This is a genomic window from Chitinophaga filiformis, assembly GCF_900102545.1.
GTDB lineage: Bacteria > Bacteroidota > Bacteroidia > Chitinophagales > Chitinophagaceae > Chitinophaga > Chitinophaga filiformis.
In genome coordinates, this window is sequence record NZ_FNBN01000003.1 from 192,518 (window position 1) to 217,975 (window position 25,458).

18 protein-coding genes are annotated in these 25,458 nt (G+C 45.7%); 7 read left to right on the forward strand and 11 right to left on the reverse strand.

What is annotated here, in order from left to right:
- Positions 1 to 676: 676 nt before the first annotated feature.
- The 6 genes from BLR32_RS13200 to BLR32_RS13225 form a co-directional block, all read right to left on the reverse strand.
- Positions 677 to 1,105, reverse strand: coding sequence for an RrF2 family transcriptional regulator (locus BLR32_RS13200; protein ID WP_089832482.1), 429 nt, complete (start codon positions 1,103 to 1,105; stop codon positions 677 to 679).
- A 62-nt stretch (positions 1,106 to 1,167) separates the two neighbouring features.
- Positions 1,168 to 1,884, reverse strand: coding sequence for a 4-hydroxy-tetrahydrodipicolinate reductase (dapB, locus tag BLR32_RS13205; RefSeq protein ID WP_089832484.1), 717 nt, complete (start codon positions 1,882 to 1,884; stop codon positions 1,168 to 1,170).
- Positions 1,885 to 1,933: 49 nt separating this feature from the next.
- A complete protein-coding gene (locus tag BLR32_RS13210) occupies positions 1,934 to 2,626 on the reverse strand; it encodes a DUF5683 domain-containing protein (protein ID WP_089832486.1) in 693 nt (230 codons plus the stop codon).
- Entirely contained in the window at positions 2,619 to 3,548 is a 930-nt protein-coding gene (locus BLR32_RS13215) for a ParB/RepB/Spo0J family partition protein (protein ID WP_089832488.1), read from the reverse strand. Before BLR32_RS13215 ends, BLR32_RS13210 begins: the two co-directional genes overlap by 8 nt.
- A complete protein-coding gene (locus BLR32_RS13220) occupies positions 3,532 to 4,353 on the reverse strand; it encodes a ParA family protein (RefSeq protein ID WP_089808678.1) in 822 nt (273 codons plus the stop codon). Before BLR32_RS13220 ends, BLR32_RS13215 begins: the two co-directional genes overlap by 17 nt.
- A gap of 98 nt (positions 4,354 to 4,451) precedes the next feature.
- Complete coding sequence (locus BLR32_RS13225; RefSeq protein ID WP_089832490.1) at positions 4,452 to 5,132, reverse strand: metal-dependent hydrolase; 681 nt, start codon at positions 5,130 to 5,132, stop codon at positions 4,452 to 4,454.
- A gap of 293 nt (positions 5,133 to 5,425) precedes the next feature.
- On the opposite strand from BLR32_RS13225, the gene BLR32_RS13230 reads away from it, so the two are divergent.
- The 5 genes from BLR32_RS13230 (at position 5,426) to porQ (ending at position 12,376) form a co-directional block, all read left to right on the forward strand.
- Positions 5,426 to 6,685 (forward strand): metallophosphoesterase, encoded by a 1,260-nt coding sequence (locus BLR32_RS13230; protein ID WP_089832492.1) that lies wholly within the window; start codon positions 5,426 to 5,428, stop codon positions 6,683 to 6,685.
- Positions 6,686 to 6,794: 109 nt separating this feature from the next.
- Entirely contained in the window at positions 6,795 to 7,733 is a 939-nt protein-coding gene (locus tag BLR32_RS13235) for a hypothetical protein (RefSeq protein ID WP_143011462.1), read from the forward strand.
- A gap of 194 nt (positions 7,734 to 7,927) precedes the next feature.
- Positions 7,928 to 8,542, forward strand: coding sequence for a porin family protein (locus tag BLR32_RS13240; protein WP_089832497.1), 615 nt, complete (start codon positions 7,928 to 7,930; stop codon positions 8,540 to 8,542).
- A 173-nt stretch (positions 8,543 to 8,715) separates the two neighbouring features.
- Positions 8,716 to 11,118, forward strand: coding sequence for an endopeptidase La (lon, locus tag BLR32_RS13245; protein WP_089832498.1), 2,403 nt, complete (start codon positions 8,716 to 8,718; stop codon positions 11,116 to 11,118).
- Between the two features lie 205 nt (positions 11,119 to 11,323).
- Positions 11,324 to 12,376 (forward strand): type IX secretion system protein PorQ, encoded by a 1,053-nt coding sequence (porQ, locus tag BLR32_RS13250; RefSeq protein WP_089832500.1) that lies wholly within the window; start codon positions 11,324 to 11,326, stop codon positions 12,374 to 12,376.
- Positions 12,377 to 12,438: 62 nt separating this feature from the next.
- Here porQ and BLR32_RS13255 read toward each other — a convergent pair whose 3' ends face one another.
- Both BLR32_RS13255 and ahcY read right to left on the reverse strand, forming a co-directional pair.
- Entirely contained in the window at positions 12,439 to 13,170 is a 732-nt protein-coding gene (locus tag BLR32_RS13255) for a pyridoxine 5'-phosphate synthase (protein WP_089832502.1), read from the reverse strand.
- A 110-nt stretch (positions 13,171 to 13,280) separates the two neighbouring features.
- Positions 13,281 to 14,609: an adenosylhomocysteinase gene (gene ahcY / locus BLR32_RS13260; RefSeq protein ID WP_089832504.1), complete on the reverse strand. Its 1,329-nt coding sequence runs from the start codon at positions 14,607 to 14,609 to the stop codon at positions 13,281 to 13,283.
- 518 nt (positions 14,610 to 15,127) lie between these two features.
- Here ahcY and BLR32_RS13265 point away from each other — a divergent pair.
- Entirely contained in the window at positions 15,128 to 21,175 is a 6,048-nt protein-coding gene (locus tag BLR32_RS13265) for a T9SS type B sorting domain-containing protein (protein WP_176842264.1), read from the forward strand.
- Positions 21,176 to 21,177: 2 nt separating this feature from the next.
- The gene (locus BLR32_RS13270) at positions 21,178 to 22,089 is read left to right on the forward strand and encodes a PorP/SprF family type IX secretion system membrane protein (protein ID WP_089832508.1); all 912 of its coding nucleotides are present in this window, start codon (positions 21,178 to 21,180) and stop codon (positions 22,087 to 22,089) included.
- Positions 22,090 to 22,389: 300 nt separating this feature from the next.
- Here BLR32_RS13270 and BLR32_RS13275 read toward each other — a convergent pair whose 3' ends face one another.
- From BLR32_RS13275 to BLR32_RS13285, 3 genes are read right to left on the reverse strand one after another with little or no spacing between them, the layout of a single operon-like run.
- The gene (locus BLR32_RS13275; protein WP_089832510.1) at positions 22,390 to 22,884 is read right to left on the reverse strand and encodes a GNAT family N-acetyltransferase; all 495 of its coding nucleotides are present in this window, start codon (positions 22,882 to 22,884) and stop codon (positions 22,390 to 22,392) included.
- Positions 22,885 to 22,903: 19 nt separating this feature from the next.
- Positions 22,904 to 23,530 carry a DsbA family protein gene (locus BLR32_RS13280; RefSeq protein ID WP_089832512.1) on the reverse strand — a complete coding sequence of 209 codons (627 nt, stop codon included), beginning with the start codon at positions 23,528 to 23,530 and terminating at the stop codon, positions 22,904 to 22,906.
- A gap of 33 nt (positions 23,531 to 23,563) precedes the next feature.
- Positions 23,564 to 25,237 (reverse strand): DNA polymerase/3'-5' exonuclease PolX, encoded by a 1,674-nt coding sequence (locus tag BLR32_RS13285; RefSeq protein ID WP_089832514.1) that lies wholly within the window; start codon positions 25,235 to 25,237, stop codon positions 23,564 to 23,566.
- Positions 25,238 to 25,458 lie beyond the last annotated feature (221 nt).

Consider the following 25,458-nt stretch of genomic DNA (forward strand, 5'->3'; position numbering starts at 1 on the left):
TGGGTATTTTCAATCGTATGGGCATTGGAATGTGGATTAAACCCCTGTCAATCGTATAGGGGCTCGTCAAGGGCTAAGGCCCGGTATCTCCTCCTGAAACCGTTGTGATTCGGGCCTTCCGGTTGAGTTTGGGGCGTGGGGAGAGTGCGATTAAGCCTTACAAGTAAGTTTGGGAGGAAAATGAAAATGATGAAAAATTTACGATCTCCCTAATGGCTATAGTTGTGGAAGGGTTGTGAAATAACCCTCAATAACCTCCAATAACCCTCAATTACTATAGTCGGATATATAATTATTGGGAGGCATGAAAGAGAGCCACTCATAATCCTTCTCTCTCCCAAAAATCCGTTGGGAGGCGGAAGTAGCGGACGGTTCCAGATGGAGACTGGGGGCCTTCAGCTCTTCGGGTGTACGATTGATGAAGCTTAATACATAATTCCACAGCTTATACGATTGATAAAGCCTAATAGCAATCCTGGGCCCGGAGAGGTGCCGACCGCGGTCCCATCTGGAACCGCAACGCGTATCCCATTCCCGACGCTAATCCCACCACAAAACACAATCCTAACAATCCTTAATCAAGGGAGGTGCGACCGCGGTTATATAATACCTTCCCTGTTCCGACAAGCCTTATAAAAACAAAAAAGCCGGAGATCAACCCCGGCTTCTAAAAAGATTATAATATCGAAACATTTCTCGTCAATATATCCTTCAGTGTTTTATTCTCAAGGATCTTCAGCGTCGCATCCCGCACTTTACTCATGACGTCATTCAGCCCGCACACTGCTTCGTCCCGGCAATTCTCGCATCTTTCATAGTAATTGAGACTCACGCAGGGAAGTAGTGCAATTGCCCCATCCAGCAGACGGATAATCTTCGCCAAAGGAATTTCCTTCGGAGCCTTCAGCAGGTAATAGCCACCACCTTTACCTTTCTTACTTCCCAGAATGCCGGCATTCTTCAATTCCAGCAGGATGTTCTCAAGGAATTTGATAGAGATATTTTTCTCCTGGGCAATTTCAGAGATGAGAATGGGACCTTTATCTGCATGTTCTGCCAGGTGTATGAGCGCGTGAAAAGCGTATTGCGTTTTTTTAGACAACATATCGATTGATTTGCATCCCTCCCAGATGTTCTTGTACTACAAAGATAACAGCTTTTTACGTCTTACAGGCTCAGTACATCTTTCATACTGAAGATGCCTGTTTTTCCCTTCAGCCATTCTGCAGCAATCACAGCGCCGGAAGCGAATCCTTCGCGGGAGTGGGCGGTATGGGTAATTGTAATATCATCAATTGCGGAGGTGTAGGTAACGCTATGCGTGCCAGGAGCTGGATCTTCACGTTTGGAAATGATGGACAGCTGTTCAGGACGGGAAGATTCCTCATTCACCCATTCCTGCTTGCGACGCACTTTCTCCATCAGCTGCTCAGCCAGGGAGATGGCGGTGCCACTTGGCGCATCCCGCTTCTGGGTATGATGGATCTCTTCCATCTTTACCTCATATTGGGGCTGATTTGCCATCAGTTCCGCCAGGCGTTTGTTGATCTCGAAAAAGATGTTTACACCCACACTGAAGTTGCTGGCGTAAAGGAATGCCTGATGCTGTTCCAGGCACAGGGATGTTACAGCAGGGAGCTGCTCCAGCCAGCCTGTGCTGCCACAAACGACAGGAACATTGGCGGCGAAACACTTCAATATATTATTATAGGCGGTTTCCGGACCGGTAAACTCAATAGCCACATCAGCCTTGCTGAGTTCTTCCTTTTCCAGCAGGTGCTGACTGTTCAGGTCAACACGATGAACGATCTCATGTCCTTTGGCTACGGCGATGGCCTCAATTGCCTTTCCCATTTTTCCGTAACCGATAAGCGCTATTTTCATAATATATTGAGTTAGAAACTATTAGTAGAGATTAGTAGAAGGGGAGAAATTACCACCTGTTGTTGCTCAGGGCTACCTGGCTGCTGTACTTCTTTTTGCCGCCTATAGAGATACGAAGACTGAGCCCCAAAGCCTGATTATTTATCACGGTTGGTACGATCTTCATGCTCAGGTCATCCGACATGTTAAAGTCCTTCAGGTGGGCAAATACGGTAGCATCCACGATATTCAATCCATAGGCGAGCACAAATACAAGCACGGAGTAGTCCACATATTCCCGGTAAGCATCACGCAGGAATTTAAGGCCATTGTCGCTGTACAATCCAACATAGTCGTCCACCGTATCGGCATTGCCGTCCATACGGATACGATAGGCATTCCGGAAGGTACGGTAGTTGTCCATGTTGACAATAAAGGTGCCGGTAGTGATGCCGAGGGCGGCATATACCAGGGGGATCTTCCAGTACTGCCTGTTGTAAGCCTGTCCGAGGCCTGGCAGTACGGCAGAATAAAAAGCTGCCTTCCGCGGACTATGAGGTGTTCGGGGGGCAGGTTTTACGGAATCTCTTTTAATAAAAAGTTCAGTACTGTCTTTCCGGTTGTCCGGCTGCTGTTTACGCAGGTAATCGGCCTTGGTGCTGTCCTGGGCCAGCAGGTTAGCAGGCAGACAAACAAATACCGGTAATACCAGTAAACAAAGACGTAATAAGTAAGAAAATGTATTCCCGGACTGTTTAGCCACCGTATAAGTCTATTTTTTCTAATATGCTATCGAGTTCCTCGTCAGAGTAAAACTCGATGGTAACACTGCCTTTACCGTTCTTGCTTCTGTCCAGTTTCACTTTTGTGGCAAAATGAGTTGCCAGGTTATCTTCTATCTTCTGATAGGCTGGTGGTAATGAGCTTTTTGCTGGCTTTTTCACATTGCCTTTGTCAATATGGGTGGTTTTACGCACCAGGTCTTCCGTCTGACGTACGGAGAGCCCGTTCTGCATGATCTCATGGAAAACGAAGAGTTGTTTCTCTACATTCTCTACGGCGATCAGTGCTCTGGCATGTCCCATGCTTATTTGTCCGTTGCGGACAGCTACCTGGATATCAGGTGGCAGTTTAAGCAGGCGTATATAGTTGGTAACGGTACTTCTTTCTTTACCCATGCGGTCGGCTACCTGTTCCTGGGTGAGTACACACTCTTCCATGAGGCGTTTGTAGCTCAGGCCGATTTCTATGGCATTCAGATTTTCCCGCTGTAAGTTTTCCAGCAGGGCCAGTTCCAGCAGTTCCTGGTCGTTTGCCTGGCGGATATAGGCCGGAATATCTTTCAGACCTGCCATCCGGCTGGCGCGTAAACGCCTTTCACCTGCTATCAGCTGGTATTTATTGCCCACTCTTGACACGGTAATAGGCTGTATTACGTCGTGCAGTGAAATGGACATGCTTAATTCCTGTAAAGCTTTCTCGTCAAAGTCCCGGCGTGGCTGTTTAGGATTGACTTCCACCTGGTCAAGCGGGATACGCTCAATACCGGTAGCTCTTGCCACAACCTGCTCTCCCAAAGCGCTGGTAGTCTGTTTCAGGTCGGTATCAATATTTTGCAGCAGCGAGCGGATACCTTTACCCAACGCCTCTTTCTTATTCGGATTCCCCTTACTCTGATTGCTCATTGTTAATTGCTAATATTTTATCTTCCAGGTTAATACGCGTAAAGTTATTCTTTTGCAGAATTTCTTTTGCCAGGTTGAGATAGTTGATCGCACCGGTGCTGGCGGCATCGTACATGATCACGGATTTACCGAAGCTGGGCGCTTCACCCAGTTTGGTATTACGGTGAATGATTGTGTTGAATACGCTTTCCTCAAAGTGTTGTTTCACTTCATCTACTACCTGGTTACTCAGGCGCAGACGGCCATCGTACATGGTCATGAGGATACCCTCGATGGCCAGGTTGGTATTTAAACGGCTCTGAACGATCTTAATTGTATTTAACAACTTGCCCAGACCTTCCAGTGCAAAAAACTCGCACTGTACCGGAATGATCACAGAGTCGGATGCCACCAGGGCATTTACGGTGATCAGACCCAGGGAAGGGGAGCAGTCTACTATAACAAAATCATAATCCTCCTTTACAGCATCTATCACCTGCTTCATCACCTGCTCCCTGTTGGGATGATTAATGAGCTCCAGCTCTGCACCTACCAGATCAATATGCGATGGCAGCACTTTCAGATTGGGTGTATCTGATTCCAGGATCACATCTTTGGCCTGCCCGTCATTAACCATACAGTCATATAAGCTCTGCTGTATATTACGCAGGTCAAAACCTAAACCGGTGGTGCTGTTAGCCTGCGGATCCGCATCTACCAGCAATGTTTTATATTCCAGTACAGCCAGGCTGCTTGCCAGGTTAATGGCACTGGTAGTTTTTCCTACCCCACCTTTCTGATTAGCGATTGCAATTACTCTTGCCATTGTTGATTAGGTATTTCTTAGGTTTTACTATAGGATAATAAATAGGCATGGCTTAAGAAGATTCCGGCCTCTTTCACCATGAAAAGATATGCGTTTTACTATAGATTGATACTGCTTCCTATTGTCGGCAGCAATAATTCCAGTCCTGCGGCTGAAAACTGTTGCTGCGTTTTCTCCTTATCTATCTTGATATACCCAAAGGTGTCGTAGTGTACGCCGATAATGCGTTTACAATCAACGAATCCTGACGCTACAATCGCATCGTCAGCTCCCATGGTGAAATTATCTCCTATTGGTAAAATTGCAAAATCAAGTTTAGCATATTTGGGTATCAGCTGCATATCTAAAGTCAACGCTGTGTCCCCTGCAAAATAAAAATTTCCCTCCTCAGTCGTAAAGACAAATCCCATAGGATTACCCCCGTAGGAACCGTCTGGCAGACCACTGGAGTGATGGGCTACTACACATTTCACTGTGCCGAAGTCAAAATGCCATTTTCCCCCTGTATTCATCGGGTGTACTTTTTCCAGCCCCTGTCTGCCTGCCCATTCAGTCAGTTCAAAAGCACCTACTACAGTCGCATTGGTACGTTTGGCCAGTCCTATCAGGTCGGCTACATGGTCTGCATGACCGTGGGAACAGAAAATATAGTCAGCCTCTATCTTGTTGATATCTACTTCCTTAGCCAGTTCGTTGTGCGTAATGAAAGGGTCAAAAACAATCTTCTTACCCTTGATTTCAACCGCAAAGCTGGAATGTCCGTAATAGGTGAATTTCATCTTGCAGGTGCTAATGTGAACAAAGTATACTTACCCAAAGTGTACAAAAGTACAACGATTAGAGAATAATAAGGTCTACCCCGCTATTTATTTATTCACAGCTGCTGCACATTTCAATTGTTAATTAGTTCACAATGAATTGTTTAATGTTATTTGTTAAAGTAAATGCAAAATCTATCCTTCTGGTACAATATGTGGACCGGTAAATCGTCATAACAGGATACTGCCTCTGGTACCAATAAAAAAGGAAAGGTTTACCGAAGGGGCTATTTTTGCAAGGACAAATATTCTACATGCGCTCAGGATTCAATACGATAGTACTGTTAATCATACTATTATTACTCGATCTTTATGTTTTTATGGCCATTAAGGCCATTTTTAATGGTTCATCGACGAGAGTGCGGAGTTTCGTATTCGGCAGCTACTGGGTAGTATCAGCCCTGGTAATACTGGTTATTGCCCTCTTGCCCTATATGAACTGGCAGGAATGGCCTGCCAATGCCCGGTCTTATATACTTACTATCATATTCGGACTGGTTTTCGCCAAAATACTGGCGGCCGTATTCCTGTTGCTCGACGATGGTCGCCGTGGTATTCAATGGATTATCAGCCGGTTTTCTTCCGGTGGAGGAGAGGCTGTTGCTGCCAATGCCATCACCCGCTCAAAATTTCTCTCCCAGATGGCGTTAATACTCGGCGGCGGCATGTTTGCCACCCTGGTATATGGCCTGTCCAATAAATACAATTACCGGGTGCATAAGCTGAAACTTGCTTTCAAGAACCTGCCACCTGCCTTTAAAGGACTTCGAATCGTACAAATATCTGATATTCACTCCGGTAGCCTGACCAATAAAGAGGCGGTAGTGAAAGGAGTGGAGCTTATCAACGCACAAAAGGCTGACATTGTGCTCTTTACCGGCGACCTGGTGAATGACCGTGCCACGGAAATGGATAACCTGATGGAAGTTTTCAGCCAGGTGAAAGCTCCTATGGGCGTTTACTCGACCCTGGGTAACCATGACTATGGCGATTACTACGCCTGGCCTGACAGGGACGCTAACGGCTTCAGCGCGCTGCGGAATCAGAACCTCGAAAGACTGAAAGCCGTGCATGGCGAACTGGGATGGAAATTGCTGATGAATGAACATGTTACCCTTGAGCGTGGCGGACAACAAATTGGGTTACTGGGCATTGAGAACTGGAGCGCTATGAGCCGCTTCCCCAAATACGGTGATATGAAAAAGGCGTACGCCGGCGCTTCACACCTGCCATTTAAAATCCTGATGTCTCATGACCCTACCCATTGGGATGCCCAGGTAAGAACAGAATATCCAGATATTGACCTCATGCTGGCAGGCCACACGCATGGCATGCAGTTCGGTGTGGAGATCCCTGGCTTCAAATGGAGCCCTGCCCGGTTTATTTATAAAGAATGGGCCGGCCTTTATAAAGAGGGAGATCAGCGCCTGTATGTAAACAGGGGGTTCGGATTCCTGGGATATCCGGGCCGTGTAGGCATCCTTCCGGAAATTACTGTGATAGAGCTGACTTAGTTTGTCGGCTCTTGTTTCGCAGTCAACGACGTTCCGTCCCCGTCCACCGACAAACAGCTATGGTCTATCGACTATTTACCCTATCTTGCGGCTGTAAAATGCTCCGTGCATGCGCTGCTGCTTTCTATTCTTATTTCTGTTATGTAGTAAGGCTGCTATGTGCCAGTCCCTTGCCGAATTGGAGAAACAACTCGATTCCCTGCTGAAAAAGAGGGAAAGAAGTGAGTTGATCCTTGGTGTCGGGTATGGTAATAGTCCTGCCTACGGCAAGAAAACACAGACGTATGAGACGCCCATCGTCATGAAACCCTTCATTAACCCAACGGTTTCCTACTTCCATAAAACAGGATTATACGCCAATGTAAGCAGCTATTACCTCTTTCAGTCAATCGGTAAACCCTGGTTCGAATGGGACCTTTCCGTAGGGTATGATTATTCAAAGAACAGGAAATTCCTGACAGGTATTTCCTATACAAAATACATCTTCACCGATTCTGTTGATATACCGGTTACGCCTATCAACAATGAATTATTCGCTTACTTCTATTACAGGGACTGGTGGTTGCAGCCCGGCGTCAGTCTGGACCTGGGATGGGGTAATACACAGGAGAAATTTGCAGGAGGCAGATTGAGCCGGAACATCTCCGGAAAGGACTTCAATATCGTAACAGCTGTCCGTCACCCTTTCATCTTTATCGATGTATTAAAGCATGATGACGCCATTTTACTGACGCCGTCTGTTGGCCTCACGATGGGTACCGCCAATTACTATAGCAATCTTAAATCATTCCAGTATATTTCCCGCTCTCCAAAATTACATTGGGAATGGAGCGATACCCGGCCACCGGAAGATATCCAGAGAGCATTCATGAGTAGCAAAACCGCTACCGGATTTGAAATAAGGGCTGTAGACCTTACCCTCAATGCATCTTATATGTTGGGCAACTTTACCATTTCACCATCCTATACCATTTTCAAACCTTTCCAGGGAGAAGAAAAACAACTCACCGGCTATTTTACCGCCAGATTAGGGTATACTTTTAAATGATTTCTCCTGCTATTCATCTTCACGTTACTGTTTTTTCTATTTTGTTATCCACACATTGCTAATTGTTAATAATTGTAGCACGCATTTTGCTATCTGTCAGATAGGGGTATGTCTTGTGAGGAACGTTATTAATCAGAGCCAGAAAAACCTTTATATCAATCAATAAATATCCTCTTCTGTTAAAAAACAACTATATGAAAAAACTGTTTCTCGCGATCGCAGTACTCAGTGTGACTGCCGTTTCTACCACAAATGCCCAGACCAGATTTTTAAGATTCGGTCTTAAAGGAGGTGCTAATCTGGGTAAACTGGACGGTCAGGGTTACAAAGATGGTTTCAATCTGGGGTATCACCTGGGTGGTTTTGCACAGGTTAACCTGACAAAAGGCTTTGGTGTACAGGGTGAATTGATCTTTTCTTCCAACACAGTAAAAACCACAAGTAATTTTGGCGAGGTCGTTGATCCTGAAAATCTGAACGACCCTGCAAATAACAACAAAAAGATAAAGCTGAACTACCTGAGCATTCCGTTGCTGGCAAATATCTCTTTGGGTAGCCCGCGTGTTAAACTGCAGGTAGGTCCTCAGTTCAGTGCCCTGGTAAGCGATAAGAATGTATTCAAAGGCGCGAATGACGCCTTCAAAGGTGGGGATGTATCCGGTGTGGCTGGTCTCTGGCTGCAGCTGCCGATTATCAACATCAGTGCCCGTTATATCATCGGTTTTACCGATGTGAAAGGTGTGAATACATTAAGTACAGACAACTGGAAAAACCAGAGCATTCAGCTGGGTGTAGGTGTGACTTTATAAGAACAGCTTAAATGATATTGAAAAAGTCGCTTCGTTATAAAACGGGGCGACTTTTTTAATATCATTTGTTTTTTCGTGGCATTAATCTTGACAATATACCTATGCTTATAAAAATGAATGGAAAGGGGGCCGCAGGCTGACAATTTGGCCACTTTCACGATTAAACTACGCAGATGAATAGATTCTATTTTGCAAACTCGGAAGAAGAGATGGAATTCATGCCGATTATCCCTTTAAATGAAGAGAATGATGGGCTGGAGGACGAGAAAATACCTGATGAACTGGCCTTACTGCCACTTAGAAATACAGTACTTTTCCCTGGTGTGGTACTGCCAATTACAGTTGGCAGGGATAAATCCATAAAGGCAGTGAACGATGCCTATAAGGCAGACAAACTGATTGGGGTTGTAGCACAAAAAGACAGTACCGTAGAAGATCCCAACCTGGTCGATCTTACTGATGTTGGTACTGTTGCCCGTATCGTTAAGCTTATTAAAATGCCGGATGGCGGCACCACTATCATTATACAGGGTCGCAAGCGATTTAAGATCAGTGAAATAGTATCGGAAGACCCTTATTTCAAAGCACGCATTGAATTGCTGCAGGATGAAATAGTGACAGACGATCCGGAATTTGACGCTTATATATCCTCCATTAAAGACCTGGCAGGTCAGATCATTCAGTTATCACCAAACCTGCCATCTGAAGCCAGTATCATTCTGAAGAACATTGAAAATCCATCCTTCCTGGTACATTTCGTGTCTTCCAATCTGAACTGTGACCTGAAGGATAAACAGCAACTGCTGGAGATCAATAACCTGCGCACCCGCGCTGAATTGCTCCTGAAATTATTGCAGGTGGAACTGCAGCTGGCAGAGCTGAAAAATAAGATCACCAATAAAACCAAGGCGGATCTCGATAAGCAACAGCGGGAATATTTCCTCCAGCAACAGCTCAAGTCCATCAAGGAAGAGCTGGGAGGAGATACAAACGACCGTGAAGTCAAAGAATTACAGCGTAAAGCGGAAAAGAAACAGTGGACAGAAGCCGCTGCGGAACTGTTCCGCAAAGGCATAGAAAAGCTGGAGCGCATGCATCCCAGCACGCCCGACTACTCTGTGGTGTACAATCACCTGGACCTGATGCTGGACCTGCCCTGGAAAGAATACACCGAAGACAGTTATGACCTGAAAAAAGCGAAAAAGATCCTGGATAACGACCATTACGGTATGGACAAGATCAAGGAACGCATCCTGGAATACCTGGCTGTACTCAAACTGAAAGGAGATATGAAGTCTCCGATCCTTTGTTTTGTAGGTCCTCCGGGTATTGGTAAAACCTCCCTGGGCCGTTCCATTGCCAGCGCTATTGGCCGTAAGTATGTACGATTAAGCCTCGGCGGTCTGCACGACGAGAGTGAGATCAGGGGCCATCGTAAAACATATATCGGCGCTATGCCCGGTCGTGTATTGCAGTCCATCCGTAAGGTGAAAACTTCCAACCCTGTCATGATCCTCGACGAGATCGACAAGATCGGTAATGACCACCGCGGAGATCCGAGTTCTGCGATGCTGGAGGTGTTGGATCCGGAACAGAACGGCACTTTCTATGACAACTATTTGGAGCTGGAATACGACCTGAGTAAGGTATTGTTTATCGCTACCGCGAATAATATTAATGCTATCAGTCCTGCGCTTCGTGACAGGCTGGAGATCATAGATCTGAGTGGTTATTCCATTGAGGAAAAAGTGGAGATCGCCAAGCGTCACCTGATTCCTAAACAGAAGGATGCACACGGTCTGAAAACGCTGAAAATGCGTATCAGCAACAACATCATTGAAAGGGTGATCCAGGATTATACCCGTGAAAGCGGTGTCCGTGAACTGGACAGGCAGTTTGCATCTATCATGCGTTCCATTGCGAAAGATGTAGCATTGGAAGAGGAAATTCCGGAAAGCCTGACAGAAGATCATATAGAAGACATATTAGGTAAGTCCCGGTATTCCAATGAGATCTACAAGGTGGGCAACCCGGCAGGTGTAGCCGTTGGACTGGCCTGGACATATGTAGGGGGAGACATACTGTTCATCGAGACCAGTCTGAGCGAAGGTAAGGGTGAGCTGAAGCTGACTGGTAACCTGGGCAACGTGATGAAGGAATCCGTGAGTACGGCGCTCAGCTATCTGCAGGCGCATGCCAAAGAGTTCAAGATCGATCCGAAGCTGTTCTCTCAGCGTAATGTGCACGTACACGTTCCGGAAGGAGCCGTGCCAAAGGATGGCCCAAGTGCCGGTATTACCATGCTGACGGCCTTAACGTCCGCATTTACAGGCAGAAAGGTGAAGTCCTACCTGGCTATGACAGGTGAGATCACCCTCCGCGGACAGGTATTACCGGTAGGAGGTATCAAAGAAAAGATTTTGGCTGCCAAAAGAGCAGGTATTAAGGAAATTATCCTCTGCTGGCAGAATGAAAAGGATATCAAAGAAATAAATCCCGACTATATCAAAGGATTAAAGTTCCATTTTGTAAAAGAAATGAACCAAGTTGTCGATATAGCGTTATTAAAGAAGTAACATTTCCCTGCCGGCCTTTTTAACAGTTGTGGCTGGCAATGGATACTAATGTTGATTGTTTTAAGGGTTTGGAGATGCCATATGCATAGCATATGGCATCTCTGTTTTAAAGTAGGCCATTGAGCCACCATTTAAGCCCATTCTACTGAAAGCAGACTGGCTTTCGTGTTTTATAACCTATTATTATTTAGTTTTATGCCTCTATATGAGGAAAAACATCATTGCGCTACTGATTGCGCTCCCATACCTCTGTCTTTCTATGAGAACCGCCAGTGCCCAGGTACTGGGAGGAAAGAGCGTATTTTCCTTTCTTGATCTGCCCGTTTCGCCTCAAATAGCTGCCCTTGGTGGCTCTAATACCAGCTTACAGAATAACGATATAGCCTTGTCTGCGCTGAACCCGGCCCTGTTAAGAGAGAGTATGTACCAGCATTTACAGGTGAACTATACCAATTATTTCGCCGGTGTGCAATATGCACAAGCACTATTTGGCTACCACCTGGAGAAGTATGCAACCACGCTTGCCTGCAGTGTACAATACATTGATTACGGCAGTGTCACACAAACAGATGCAGCAGGTAATATTCTTGGGAACTTCAAGCCCAGGGACATGGCCTTCCAGCTAACAGCCTCCCGCAGATACCTGGAAAGATGGTACTATGGCATCAGCATTCAATACGTTCAATCCTCTTATCAACAATACAAAGCCTCCGGATTAGCATTTCATGTAGGGCTGAACTACCAGGATACAACCCATCACTGGCAAGCGGGTCTGGTAGTACGCAACATGGGGGCACAATTAAAAACTTATACAAAAGACAACCAGGAACCTTTACCTTTCGATCTGCAAATCGGTATTTCGAAAAAGCTGGAGCACCTTCCCCTGCAATTCTCAGCTACGATACATCACGTCCATCAGTTTGATGTTCGCTATGCAGATCCAAACTTCCAGGAAGGCACCATCATTTCAGATGGAGACACAACCACGAGTAGCAATACCGCAGACAAAATCTTCCGGCACTTTATCCTTGCCGCACAGTGGGAGATAGGCCGTTATATAGAACTGACGGCATCTTACAATCACCTCCGCAGACAGGAGCTAGGTTTACCACAACAAAAGGGTATGAGTGGTTTTGCGGGAGGAATTGGCATCATTACCCGCAAACTGCAATTAAGATATACCCGTTCCTGGTATCAACGCAGTGAAGCCTTAAATCAGCTAGGTATTAATCTCCCGTTAAAGGAGTGGAGATATTAGATCAAATAAAAACGGGACTACAGAACGCATCCGTAATCCCGCAAAAAATATAACAATAGCAGCTACTCTTCCAACTGTCTCTTATACAACTGTATCGTATTTTCCAATCCAAAATAAAGTGCATCACACACCAGCGCGTGTCCAATAGACACCTCTTTCAACTGAGGAATATGCAGCTTAAAAAAGCGTAAGTTATCCAGATTGAGATCATGTCCTGCATTCAGATCTAATCCTATAGCAGTCGCCGCACGGGCGGTATTCTTATAGTCATTGAACAGCTGAAGATTCTGCGGTTGTGTCCGCGCGCGCTCATACTCTTCCGCATAAGGGCCGGTATAGAGTTCAATACGATCTGCACCGGCAGTCTTCGCTGCTTCCACTTTATCTACTTCAGCATTCAGGAATATTGATACACGGATGCCTGCAGCTTTTAAAGTACTGATCACCTCGCGGAGGAAAGATTGGTTCTTAACAGTATCCCAGCCGGTGTTGGAAGTGATCGCATCAGGTGGATCAGGTACTAATGTTGCCTGATGAGGCTTTATGGAAAGCACAAGGTCCATAAAGTCTTTCGAAGGATAACCCTCAATGTTGAATTCCGTTTTCACCAGCGGCTTCAGATCTCTTACATCCTGGTAGCGGATATGCCGTTCATCCGGTCTCGGATGTACGGTGATACCATCTGCGCCGAAACGCTCGCAGTCCTGCGCTACTTTTAATATATCCGGCATATTACCACCACGTGCATTGCGGAGGGTAGCAAATTTGTTGATGTTTACGCTTAGCTTGGTCATAGTACAAAAATAGTGGAATTACAGTGATAGATGAAGGGCTAAGTGAACTAAAGCAAATAGCCCATAACTATCAAAGTTATGGGCTATTGCTAATATAGTGATTAATCAGATTAGTATCTGTAGTAATCTGGTTTGAATGGACCTTCAGCAGGGATGTTCAGATATGCTGACTGTGCAGGAGTCAATACATCCAGTTCAACACCGATCTTCTTCAGGTGCAGACGTGCAACTTTCTCATCCAGGTGTTTAGGCAGTACGTAAACTTTGTTCTCGTATTTGTCTGTATGCTGCCACAGTTCCAGCTGAGCCAGTACCTGGTTGGTGAAGGAGTTACTCATCACGAAGGATGGGTGACCAGTAGCACAACCCAGGTTTACCAGGCGGCCTTCAGCCAGCAAGATGATGTCTTTACCGTCGATGGTATATTTATCTACCTGAGGTTTGATCTCAACTTTGGTATTACCATAGTTTTTGTTCAGCCAGGCAACATCAATTTCGATATCGAAGTGACCGATGTTGGAAACGATACACTTGTCTTTCATCAGTTTGAAGTGTTCCGCAGTGATGATATCGCGGCAACCGGTAGTGGTTACGATGATATCAGCTTCTTTCACCGCATCACTCATTTTCTTTACTTCATAACCTTCCATAGCAGCCTGCAGGGCGCAGATAGGATCGATCTCTGTTACGATTACGCGGGCGCCTGCACCTCTCAGCGATTCTGCAGAACCTTTACCTACGTCACCGAAACCAGCAACAACAGCAACTTTACCAGCGATCATTACGTCTGTAGCACGACGGATAGCGTCTACACAGGATTCGCGGCAACCATATTTGTTATCGAATTTGGATTTGGTAACAGAGTCATTGATATTGATAGCAGGGATAGGCAGTGTACCATGCTGCATACGCTCATACAGACGGTGAACACCGGTAGTGGTTTCTTCACTCAGACCTTTCACATGCTGGATCAACTCAGGATATTTATCAAATACCATGTTGGTCAGGTCGCCACCGTCGTCCAGGATCATGTTCAATGGACGGTCCTGGCTACCGAAGAACAGGGTCTGTTCAATACACCAGTCAAATTCCTTCTCATTCAGGCCTTTCCAGGCAAACACAGGTACTCCTGCAGCAGCAATGGCAGCAGCAGCGTGATCCTGGGTAGAGAAGATGTTGCAGGAGCTCCAGCGAACTTCAGCACCCAGGTGAACCAGGGTTTCTATCAGTACGGCAGTCTGGATGGTCATGTGCAGACATCCGGCAATACGTGCACCCTGTAAAGGCTTGGTGTTGCCATATTCTTCGCGCAGAGACATCAGACCCGGCATTTCGGCTTCTGCGAGTTCAATTTCTTTACGTCCCCACTCGGCCAGAGACATATCTTTTACCTTGTAAGCAAGGGTAAAGTCAATGTTAGAATTAGCTATTGTAGACATTATATCTTGTTTTGTGCAAATCTAGCGTTATTTTATGGGTTTAAACTATGCATTTGTTCTTTTTTTATTTAGCCAAACAGAACAACAGTACTTTTACAAGCCCCTTAACCTCACAGAAGTGCTAAAAAGATGTTATGACACCGGTTTAGCATAAGTATAACAACTTTTTCCACTTTAAATGTGGATTTGTAATTTATTGAGCACTAGTACCTCATGATAGTTATCCACATTTCATGACACAACATATTCACAGAATATATAAATTTGTTTGTATAAGTAGGGAAATATAAATATGTTTGTATCTTATATATATGTATTGTCTTTTATTTTATCGGATAATACGATAGGTGGTTCCCAGAAATGGGGTGGGTTGAAATTGTTTGATGCGGACTACCAAAAAAATCTCGCACCATCAAAGTGTGTAGGCTAACCATCTTTATTGAGCAGTGACTTTTTTTAAGTATTTGATGGATTATTACAACTTTACACAGTTTACTATGTTTAAGCTTCCCAATCCTATGAAACGCAGTTCCATTGCAGCGTTGCGTAAATTGCCGAATGCCATTTGCAGGATCGTGCTGCCATTACTGCTGCTACTGATATGCAGTCAAGTCAATGCGCAGACTGTTAAAGCTGTTATCAATCCGACCGGTGGTACTCCTGCTTCTAACGACCTGAAGATCGAGGTACTGAGTGACGGTGGTATTAAGGTCACGCGGAAAGGATTATTAGAAAGTTATATCAGAACAGACAGCTCTCAGGGTATGAGAGCTTTTTTAGATTTTAAGAATAGCTCTTATCTGGTTCCACCAAACCTGAAAAGTCCTTCCGTTTGTTACATTTCGCCAATATCAGGTACAGGTGAATACTGGGATCCTTACAAGGTACATATCGTAGGTACTATCCTCGATAAATATAAAAACTATCCTACCGGACAAACCGGTACGGTAACCATCATCTTGTCCTACGTGAAGAATACCAATTACTTCTTCATGGACTACGTATTGCACCTGCCGCAGACCAGCGGCTTTACAAAAGCATTACTGTATCAGTCAGAACAGGTTGTAATGGGTGCGGCCGCCACGGATGATCCGGATGCGGCCAGTACCTGTGCCTATGGTTTCATAAGTGCAGATGGTACTACTGTCGGTGTATACCGTGACGCCAGCTGCGCGGTGACCCCGGAAGCGCCAAGAAGCCATGTATACCGTTCACTGAGGAAGTTCGATTCCTGGGAGGTTTCCCTTCCGGGCCATCGTTTCTATATAAATGACGCCGGTTATTTCCCTTATAATACCGTTGCCGGTGGTATTGACGGCAATGCCCGTTCCATGGGTATCATGAAACAGTTAGGCTCCGTATTCCGTGATGGAACCCTGGACCCTGACCCGATGAACTTTAAAACATATCGCCTGCTTTCCGGATATGGAACAAGTATGACCGAGTTCGATACCATTGCGGCGATGAAAGATACCATCCCTGTTCCCGGATTTGCCGCGGTGAATATCAAATTCTCCAACGGTACCTTATCTGGTAACGAAGGAAATACAGCCGACGGTGAACAACCTGCACAGGGGCTTACCCTGACAGTATCCGGCGGTAAACTGAATGCACCTGCTTACGTACTGGTGAAATATGATCCGGCGTATGCATCCAACTACTCACATCCGGCTGCACCTGGAACAGACTTTACCCTCACACAGGAAGCGTTCCTCGTGCCTGCGGGCGACTATACCACGCCTAAAAACGTGACGATCCCTAACCTGCATGTGATTGGTAATGACCAGTTACAATACAGCCGTACCCTTCGTCTCAAACTGGTAAGCACCTGTACTTCCCTGTTAAGCATCTCCGGAACTTCCGAAGTGGATTATACCATCGTGGACGACGAGCCGAGAACGCTGACAATGAATATTGACAGCACTTCACTGTTCGAAGGAAATTCTTCCAAGGCAAGGATCACCATGCCAATCGGTATTACCTGTCCGGAAGATATCGTGATCACCTTCTCCCGCGTAGGAACATCTACCGCTGGAGATACTGACTACGTTGTACCAGCTAATGTTGTAATACCAGCTAATCAGACAGGTACACCAGTATTCACTTTCTCTGCGAAATCAGATAAGGTGCTGGAAAACACAGAGAACCTGTCCCTGAAATTCCAGGGTACCATTTTAGGTATCGGTGTGGCCAGCCAGAAAGATCTACAGATAAAGGATAGTACCTTCCTGAACCCTGCTTACTCGCAGATCCAGGCCGACTGTGTCTCTCCTGATACATCACGGCCTATACCTGAGGGTTATAGCGGGTTCCTTGGTCTGCACCTGCCTCCGGGAGTTACTACAGAGGTGACCATCACCATGCAGGAGATCTATGTGGATTGGGATAATGCTACTGCGGAAGACCAGGTAGACTTTGACCTGAACTATTATTCCGGTCTGGAGTTTAAGATCACCCCAGGTACTACAGTTACCAAAGTGCCTTTCACTGTCTTTGCAGATAAACTGATAGAAGGTCCTACTCCTGAATACTTTGACCTCGATATCGTGGCAATGGATGATGTGGGCGCAGGTCGCGTATATAATTATACTGGTCCGCAGATAACTATCAAAGACGTTGACGCCGACAGTTCAAATAAAGTAATTCTGACAGTTACCCCGTCAACTATTAAAGAAGGAGACGCTGGCGCTACGGTAACAGTATCGTTACCGCCGGGTGTTACTGCCTTATATGATATTCCGGTAGTTATATCAAAAGGCCTGAGCTCAAAAGCAACAGATGCTGATCTGGTAACTGCATTGCCAACCAGTGTAGTGATCAAAAAAGGTCAGAACTCAGTTTCCTTCCCGGCCAGGGTAATTGCGAAGGCAGATAATGTATTGGAGAATGATGAAAGCCTGTGGATCGTTACTCAACCTAACGGATTCACCACAGACTCATCCCTGATCACCATCCAGGATGCTACCGGAGATGTACCAGGTAACAAGGATATGAAGATCGAACTGGAGACGCCTACATTAAAAGAAGGCAGCAACAGTGGTATTAAGATCAGTTTTGTGAATACTGCCGTTACCGCTGAAGATCCGATCTCTATCACATTATCGCACGATGCTTCTTCTGCAGCAGCGACTACTGATTATACTGCTCCGGCTACGATTATCATGCCAGCAGGTCTGAATACTTATACTATACCTGGTGGCTTTGTTGCTGTCAGCGATAAGATCTTTGAAGCGGATGAAGCAGTAACCCTCGTAGGAGTGGCTACTACTCTTCCTGGTCTGACAGTAAGCGGTTTCAGTGGATTGATCCAGGATGCTACCGGAGATGATCCTGCAAATAAACAGATCACCGTTACGGCCAGTCATCCGGAAATGGATGAAGGAGGCACTGGTTACAGCTTTACTTTCAGTCTGCCTGCCGGCTTCACCACAGAAATACCTATCGACATTGCACCGTCACTGGTACCGCCATCTACTGCTGCTACGGATGATTATACCTTAGCTACCACTCCGCTTACAATAAGCAGCGGCAGTAGTAGTGTAACAACTGGCGTAACAATTGCGGCAGATGTTGTGGTAGAAGGAGACGAAAACATGGTACTCGGTGGTACAGCCAGTACTGCATCCATCACCGGTTGGACAGTAGTACCTGCTACCGTGATCATCAAGGATAAAACAAAGATCTCCGGACCAAAAGTTACGGTAGACACAACTAATATCGTTGAAGGTGGTGCTGGTGCGTTTATCACCATTACTTTACCATCAGGTACAGTGCCTTCCACACCTTTGACTATTAACCTGACAAGAGGACTCAGCTCTCAGGCTGTTGCCGGCTTTACCGGTCTGCCACAGACAGTTACACTGAGTGGTAACTCCGTTACCATTCCTGTGCCTGTAGCAGCCAGCACAGATAACATACTGAATGATAATGAGAAACTGGTGGTGATAGTAGAAACAGAAGGTTATCCAAAAGATTCAGTAACGCTCAACATGATTGATGTTACTGCAAATGATCCAGCCAACCTGAAAGTCACTTTCACACCGCAGCCAGCCACCCTGGGTAACCGTGTAAAAGAAGGTGTTCCATATGTGGTACGTGCCAGCTTACCTCCGGGAGTGACGCCGTATAAACCGGTATTGTTCTCCGTATATGCAACATCGGCTTCAGATGCAGTAGCTGCAGATTACACCGGAGTGCCTACCAGCTTTACGCTGAATCCTGCAGTAGGTTACGCAGACTTTACAATCAAGCCAACGGCAGACAAGATTATAGAAAGCCCCGAACTGCTACAGTTTACCGGCAGCTCGGCCGTGATGCCAAACCTGGTCGTTGACACTTTTGATCTTTATATAGACGATGCTACGATTACAGATCCGACTAAAGCAACATTGCAGATATGGTTCGATTCTACTGCCATCACCAAGGGTGGTGGTGCAACAAAAGTGACAATCGGATTTACTGATCCTGCAGTGATAACAACGCTGCCTATCACTGCCAGCATCACACCTGATCCTTCTTCTACTGCTGATATCACTAACTATGTTGGTCTGCCAACAACGGTGACGATAGCGAAAGACAGTAACCATGTTACTTTCTTCCTGAGCGTACCAGACAACTACAGGCTGGAAGGAACTACAATACTGCAGTTTGCCGCCAGCGCTACCGGCTTCAGCTGGGCGCCTATACCTCCGCTGAACATCCTGGAAATAGCAGGACAGGCACTGACGATAGAGAAAGTAGCTGACGCAGCAGAACCATTAACAGATGGCGCCTTTATTATAAAAATGCCGATTGTTTCCACTTCAGATGTTACGGTGAGTTACAGGGTTACATACGGCAGTACGAATATTGAACCGCTTCCAACATCAGTGATCATTCCGGCCGGTTCACAGGAAGTGACTGTGCCTGTCCGTATCAAGGATGACCTGATACTGCAGGGCGATCAGACATTAAGGGTGATATTGACAAACGCTGTTGCTGATAATGGTGGTAATCCTATCAACCTGACAGTGGATATCACACCTGTATTGCTGACAGTAGTAGATGATGAAAATGCTACCACTGGTCCGAAAGCAACAGCCCGTCAGATATTAGTAGAAAAAATGAGTGATGCAACCCAGCCTTCTACGCCGGGTTCATTCAGGATCCGCTTCAATGACTCCACACTGGTGGCTTCAGATAATGTGAAAGTGATTTACAACCTTGGCGGTACTGCAACACCTGGAACTGATTATACACTCTTACCTGGATATGCGATCATTCCAAAAGGAGAAAGCATGGTTTATGTAACAGTAACACCTGCAGGTATCCGTTACGCGGGACCAGATGTAACAGTACAATCTACGTTAACAGATGCTACGTCTTCACTGCCTAATGTGACCTGGACATTTGTCAGCAATCCGGTTGCAACAATGACCATCTATAACCACAACATCGATACACCAACAGTGAACCTGTTTGCTGCTACCAGCCAGATCACAGAAGGACAGGACGTTGAATTTATAGTAAGATTGAGCAGGACCATTACAGTGGATATACCGATTACGCTTGATTTAACCAACGATGTTTACAGAACACTCACACTTTCAGGCGGCACAGTAAACGGTAAGAGCATTGAAGTAACGGTACCGAAAGGAGCACAGGAAGCACGCTTTAAAGTGACCGTAAACAATAACGAACTGAGTGATGACGATGGATGGATTAAGGCGGCAGTAAGAGACTTCGATCCGCTGAGTGGAAAGCCTCCTTACTATACTGGTCTGGCAAGTGAAGTGACCAATTCTGTAGGAGATGATGATTCACTGACACTGACCTTTACTGACAATCGTTATTCTGTGAAAGTGGCGTTTGATACTGTTGGTCAGCCATTACCATTCAAGCTCCATTTCAACCGTGCAAGTTCACGTATCATCACTGTATACTACGAGTTCTATACACCGGCGCCAACTGAGATCCCTGCCAATACACTGGCAGCAACAGCGGTGAAAGACTATGACAATACTGTATCGCCTATACTGGTATTACCAGGTGAAACAGATGTTGATATCGTGGTACCGGTAAACAGTGTAGAGAAGGATAAGATCTTTGGTATGCGCCTGCTGAGGGCAACTGTATCATCCAACCAGCATCCGCCAACCCTGGATTCTATCGTGGCTGCAACTGGTCTGATCCAGATCTGTATGGAGTGTGATGTGGATGGAGATGGAGTACCGGATTACGTAGAGCGCTTTATCACTGATGGAAGATGGAGGGATGACAATAAGGGTAACCTGCGTGTGCATCCTGCAATGTCTCCTAACAATGACGGGTTGGGTAATGATGTGATGCAGATTGAGAACATTGAAAAATATCCGGAGAATGAAGTAACAGTATTTAACCGGTGGGGTGGTACAGTATTCACAACGAAGAACTATAACAACCAATCGAACAACTTTAATGGTAAGGGTAATGCTGGTGGTGCAAAAGGCCAGGATGTTCCGGATGGTTCTTACTTCTTCATCATTCATACTACGGATGCCAATGGTAATAAACAACGTTACACTGGATTCATTGTAATAAAAAGATAGCGATGACTGCGAAGACGAAAATCCTTTTAAATCTACTTGTAGCTGCTGCATGTTATGTACCGGCGAAGGCTCAGCAGAGTCCTATCTATTCCCAGTACATGATGAATGGAGTAGTGATCAATCCTGCTTACGCCAGTACGGATGAATCAGCCAGTTTAACGGTAGTAGGACGTAATCAGTGGGTAGGAGTGGACGGTGCGCCTAAAACAGCCACCATGTCGTTTTATACGCCGTTGAATCAGAAAGGGACCAGCATTGGTTTCTCGGCTATGAGGGAGTCGATCACGGTACAGACACGTACCGACTATAATCTCCTGGCAGCACAGAAGATATCGCTGAACGAAACTTTCCAGCTGGCCCTCGGTTTACAGGCAGGTATGTCACAGTATAATGAAAAGAATAGTGAGTTGACCACTACCGACCCGACATTCGCTTCCAATCTGAGTTATTGGAAGACGCAGGTAGGTTTTGGTTTCGCTCTCTTTTCGGAGAATTTTTACCTGGGTTTATCTGCGCCTGCCTTCAAAAGTTTTGATTTGGGCAACAGTGTAAATAAAGTGAAGACAATTTCACACTATTATATGCAGGCGGCCTATGCAGCGAGGGTAAATGACGATGTACTGGTAAAACCGTCTATATTGCTGAGACAGGCAAAAGGGAGTGGTTTGCAGTATGATATCAACACAAGTGTGTTATTGAAAGAGGTAGTTTGGCTGGGGGCTTCCTACCGTTCTGAGAAAACAGTGACGGGTTTGGTACAGGTGAGATTAGGTACTTATTTCCAGATTGGTTACTCCTACGATACGCCAATGTCATCAAATCTGAAAGGCGCACAGACAGTATCACATGAACTCATGCTGAACCTGCGTTTCGGATGGAGTCCTGATCATGAAATTCTCCCGCGTGTCTTCTAATTCTTGAGCTTATATTACCGAAAACACATACTGATTTAGCAATTTCCCGCATTTGTAATGCGGGAAATTTTTTTATTGCCGTATTCTATTGATAATGAGCAAGTAATGAGGTTTTTCTCTTTTCAGGAAAAAGGCCTGTGCCAAAATCCATGTTTAAACATTTACCGTAAGTATGTATAGATAGGTGAAGAGGGATAATAATATTTTCCGGATACACCTGAAGAATTTTAATTAGAAAAGTTGTGTCTTTTAATGGTTAACTTGGGAAACAGCCTGGTATTTTTACCAGGCTGGATTTTTTTATAACGGTTTCCTCATCACATAATCTCTCATCCAGTAACCGTTACCGATATCAGTATCTTTTTCTTTCAGGATGGTAAAACCTTGTTTTTCATAAAAGAATCTCGCCTTATTATCTCTTTTCACATCCAGTTCCAGCGTATTGCCATTAGCCGCTTTTACGCGTTCAATGACGCTCTCAAGCAGGAATCTGCCTACTCCTTTCCCCTGATAATCGCCGTGCAGATATATCTTCTGCAGCTTGTATATGCCAGCTTCATCCGTGGTACTATATGCCGCAAAGCCAATAGGTCGCTGGTCATCATATAAAAGCAGGAATTCATGTTGTTTTTCTGTCATCTGGCTGGTCAGCGAAGCTGTGCTGTATATCATTGCTATCATATATTCAAGCTGCTCTGGTGTCATGAGATCCTTGTAGGTGGGTCTCCAGATCTCATCTGTCAGTTGCTGTATAAGCGGAATATCTTCTATCGTAGCTGTTCTTATCTGATACATAGTTAACCGGTATTATTGTTTATGCCTTTCCTCTGATTTTTTCTATTACTTCCAGCAGTCGTTCTAGCGGCGTATATCCTTTGGCGATCAGGAAGTATTCTTTCCCATCATCCAGGATAGCAGCCGGGAAGCCTGTGATGCCCCATTGTTCTACCTGTTTAAATTCCTGAACAGTATCGTACCTGTTAGCATCCTCTTTCATTTTGTCCAGGAATTCATCTATCGGTAGCTGATATTTTGTTAATAACTGGCGATAGGTATCATCTTCATTCAGGCTTTTACCTTCATAGTTTAATGCCAGCTGCATATCATGTGCGAAGGATAGCGCTTTAGCGGGTTGGTATTGTTTGAAGACGGTCAGCGCGATGCTGGGTTTCTCAGAATCCATGATGTCATCCGTACGCAGGTATTCTTCCAGGAATGCCGGTCCGAATTTAACACCAGTTACGGCCTCGACCTGTATATGGGCCTGGCTGATATAATTGTACATGGCTGATGCCGGCCTGTGATTGGCGCTCAGGAACATGCCCCCGGAAAGGACGTCAACTTCCATTTCATCTCCGAAACGCTGCAGCAATTCCTCTATAACAGGTGTAAATCCATAGCACCACCCACAGAGGGCGTCATATATATAGATCAGTTTCATGTATGCGGTTTACGTTGGCACCTCTCAATATCGTTATTTTTTCTTTTTGCTGATGAAGGCTTCCAGTTCTGCGGCACTGAAGCTGCTCAGATTATGCGCTGCTGTTAATCTACCCTTACGTGCGGCCAATGTACCGTAGTAAATGTCATGGAATCCATCGGTGCTGTGTGCATCCGGGTCGATGGACAGCAGAACGTTTTTCTCCATGGCATAAGGTATCCATTCCCAGTCGATGTCCAGTCTTCGTGGATGCGCATTGATCTCAATCACCACATTGTTGGCAGCGCATGCATCAATGATCTGCTGGTGGTTTACAGGGTATCCGTTACGGCTCAGGAGCAGTCGTCCGGTCATGTGTCCGAGTATAGTTGTATATGGATTTTCGATGGCTTTCAGCAGGCGCGCCATGGCTTTCTCTTCACTCATCTTCAGATTGGAGTGAACAGATGCGATAACCAGGTCAAATGTCGCCAGTATTTCATCCGGATAATCGAGGCTACCATCATTCAGAATATCTGCTTCAATACTCTTGAATATGCGGAAGGGCGCCAGTTGTTTATTCAGTTCATCGATCTCTGCGTGCTGCGCCTGTACCCTTTCTATGCTCAGACCATTGGCATAGAATGCAGAGCGGGAGTGATCGCTGATAACGAGGTACTCAAAGCCTTGTTCCTTTGCTTTCAGGGCCATTTGTTGCAAGGTATGTTCGCCATCGCTCCAGGTACTGTGACTATGGATGATGCCTTTAATATCCTTGTGTGTGATCAGTGTTGGCAGTTGTTTCTGAAGCGCCAGATCAACGGTCTCTCCACTGTATCGCAGGCAGGGCTCAATGTAATCCATGCCGGCGAGGCTGAAAATCTCAGCTTCTGTGGTATTAGCCGGCGCATTATTTACATCGTATACGGCATTGAAACGTTCCAGGAAGGAAGGGGAGGCCGTAGTAGTGAATAATGTTTTGCCAAAGTTTTCCGCTGTCGCGGGATAGATCCGGATCTTAATATGTTGTTCATGCTGCCCCAATAGAGAGTCTTCTAAGGCAGTTAGCTGACTCAATACGGAAACCTGTCCCAGTTTTTCCTGCAGGGCAGGAGTGGGGAGGGCGGCAACTAATTCTATTTCATCAATAATATTTTCAGTACGGCGGAACTGACCTGTCAGAGATACAGCGGCAGGCGCCAATAGCTGTTGCAGGTCTTTTTCGAGCGATAATGCGAGTGCTTCTGCCTGGGCATAAAGGTAGCGGCCCTGGTTACTGAAGTAGAATTCTATGCTTTGTTTTACTGCATCCTGTGTTTTCTGGCCGAATCCTTTGAGGAGTGTCAGGCGGTTTTCGTTACAGGCGTACAGTAATTCTCCCAGTGATTCCACTTCCAGTTCTTTCCAGATAGTAGCGATCTTTTTAGGTCCGAGCCCCTTTATTTTCAGCATTTCGAGTATGCCGGGAGGTGTTTTAAGCAGGTATGTTTCGAGCGCGGAGAATTTTCCGGTTGTCAGCATTTCCTGGATAGCTTTGCCGATGGAATCGCCGATGCCTTTTATTTTAGAGATCTCTTCCTGCGGAGTAACCTGTAATTGCACGGGTAGTTTTTCCACGGTAAAGGCGGCGCTGGAAAAGGATTTGGCTTTAAAGCTATTGTCTCCCTGGATATCCATTAGTTTGGAGAGGAGGGAGAAGTTATCGGCAATGGCGTAATTATCGAGCATAAGTAAGATTGAATTGCGAATTTAATGGATCAAGTTGAAAACCTGGGGGAAAGGTTACTGCATTTCAGCTCTGCTTTGGAGGGGTGTATGTTTAAAGTGTTTATAGCGCGGGGCAACTCCGGGGATAAAATGGCATCGGCAAAATGAGGGGACAAAACGGTATCGGCAAAACAGTATCATTCGCTGTGATCAGCTCCGTTAGGAGCTGCGTGTTTGTAGCG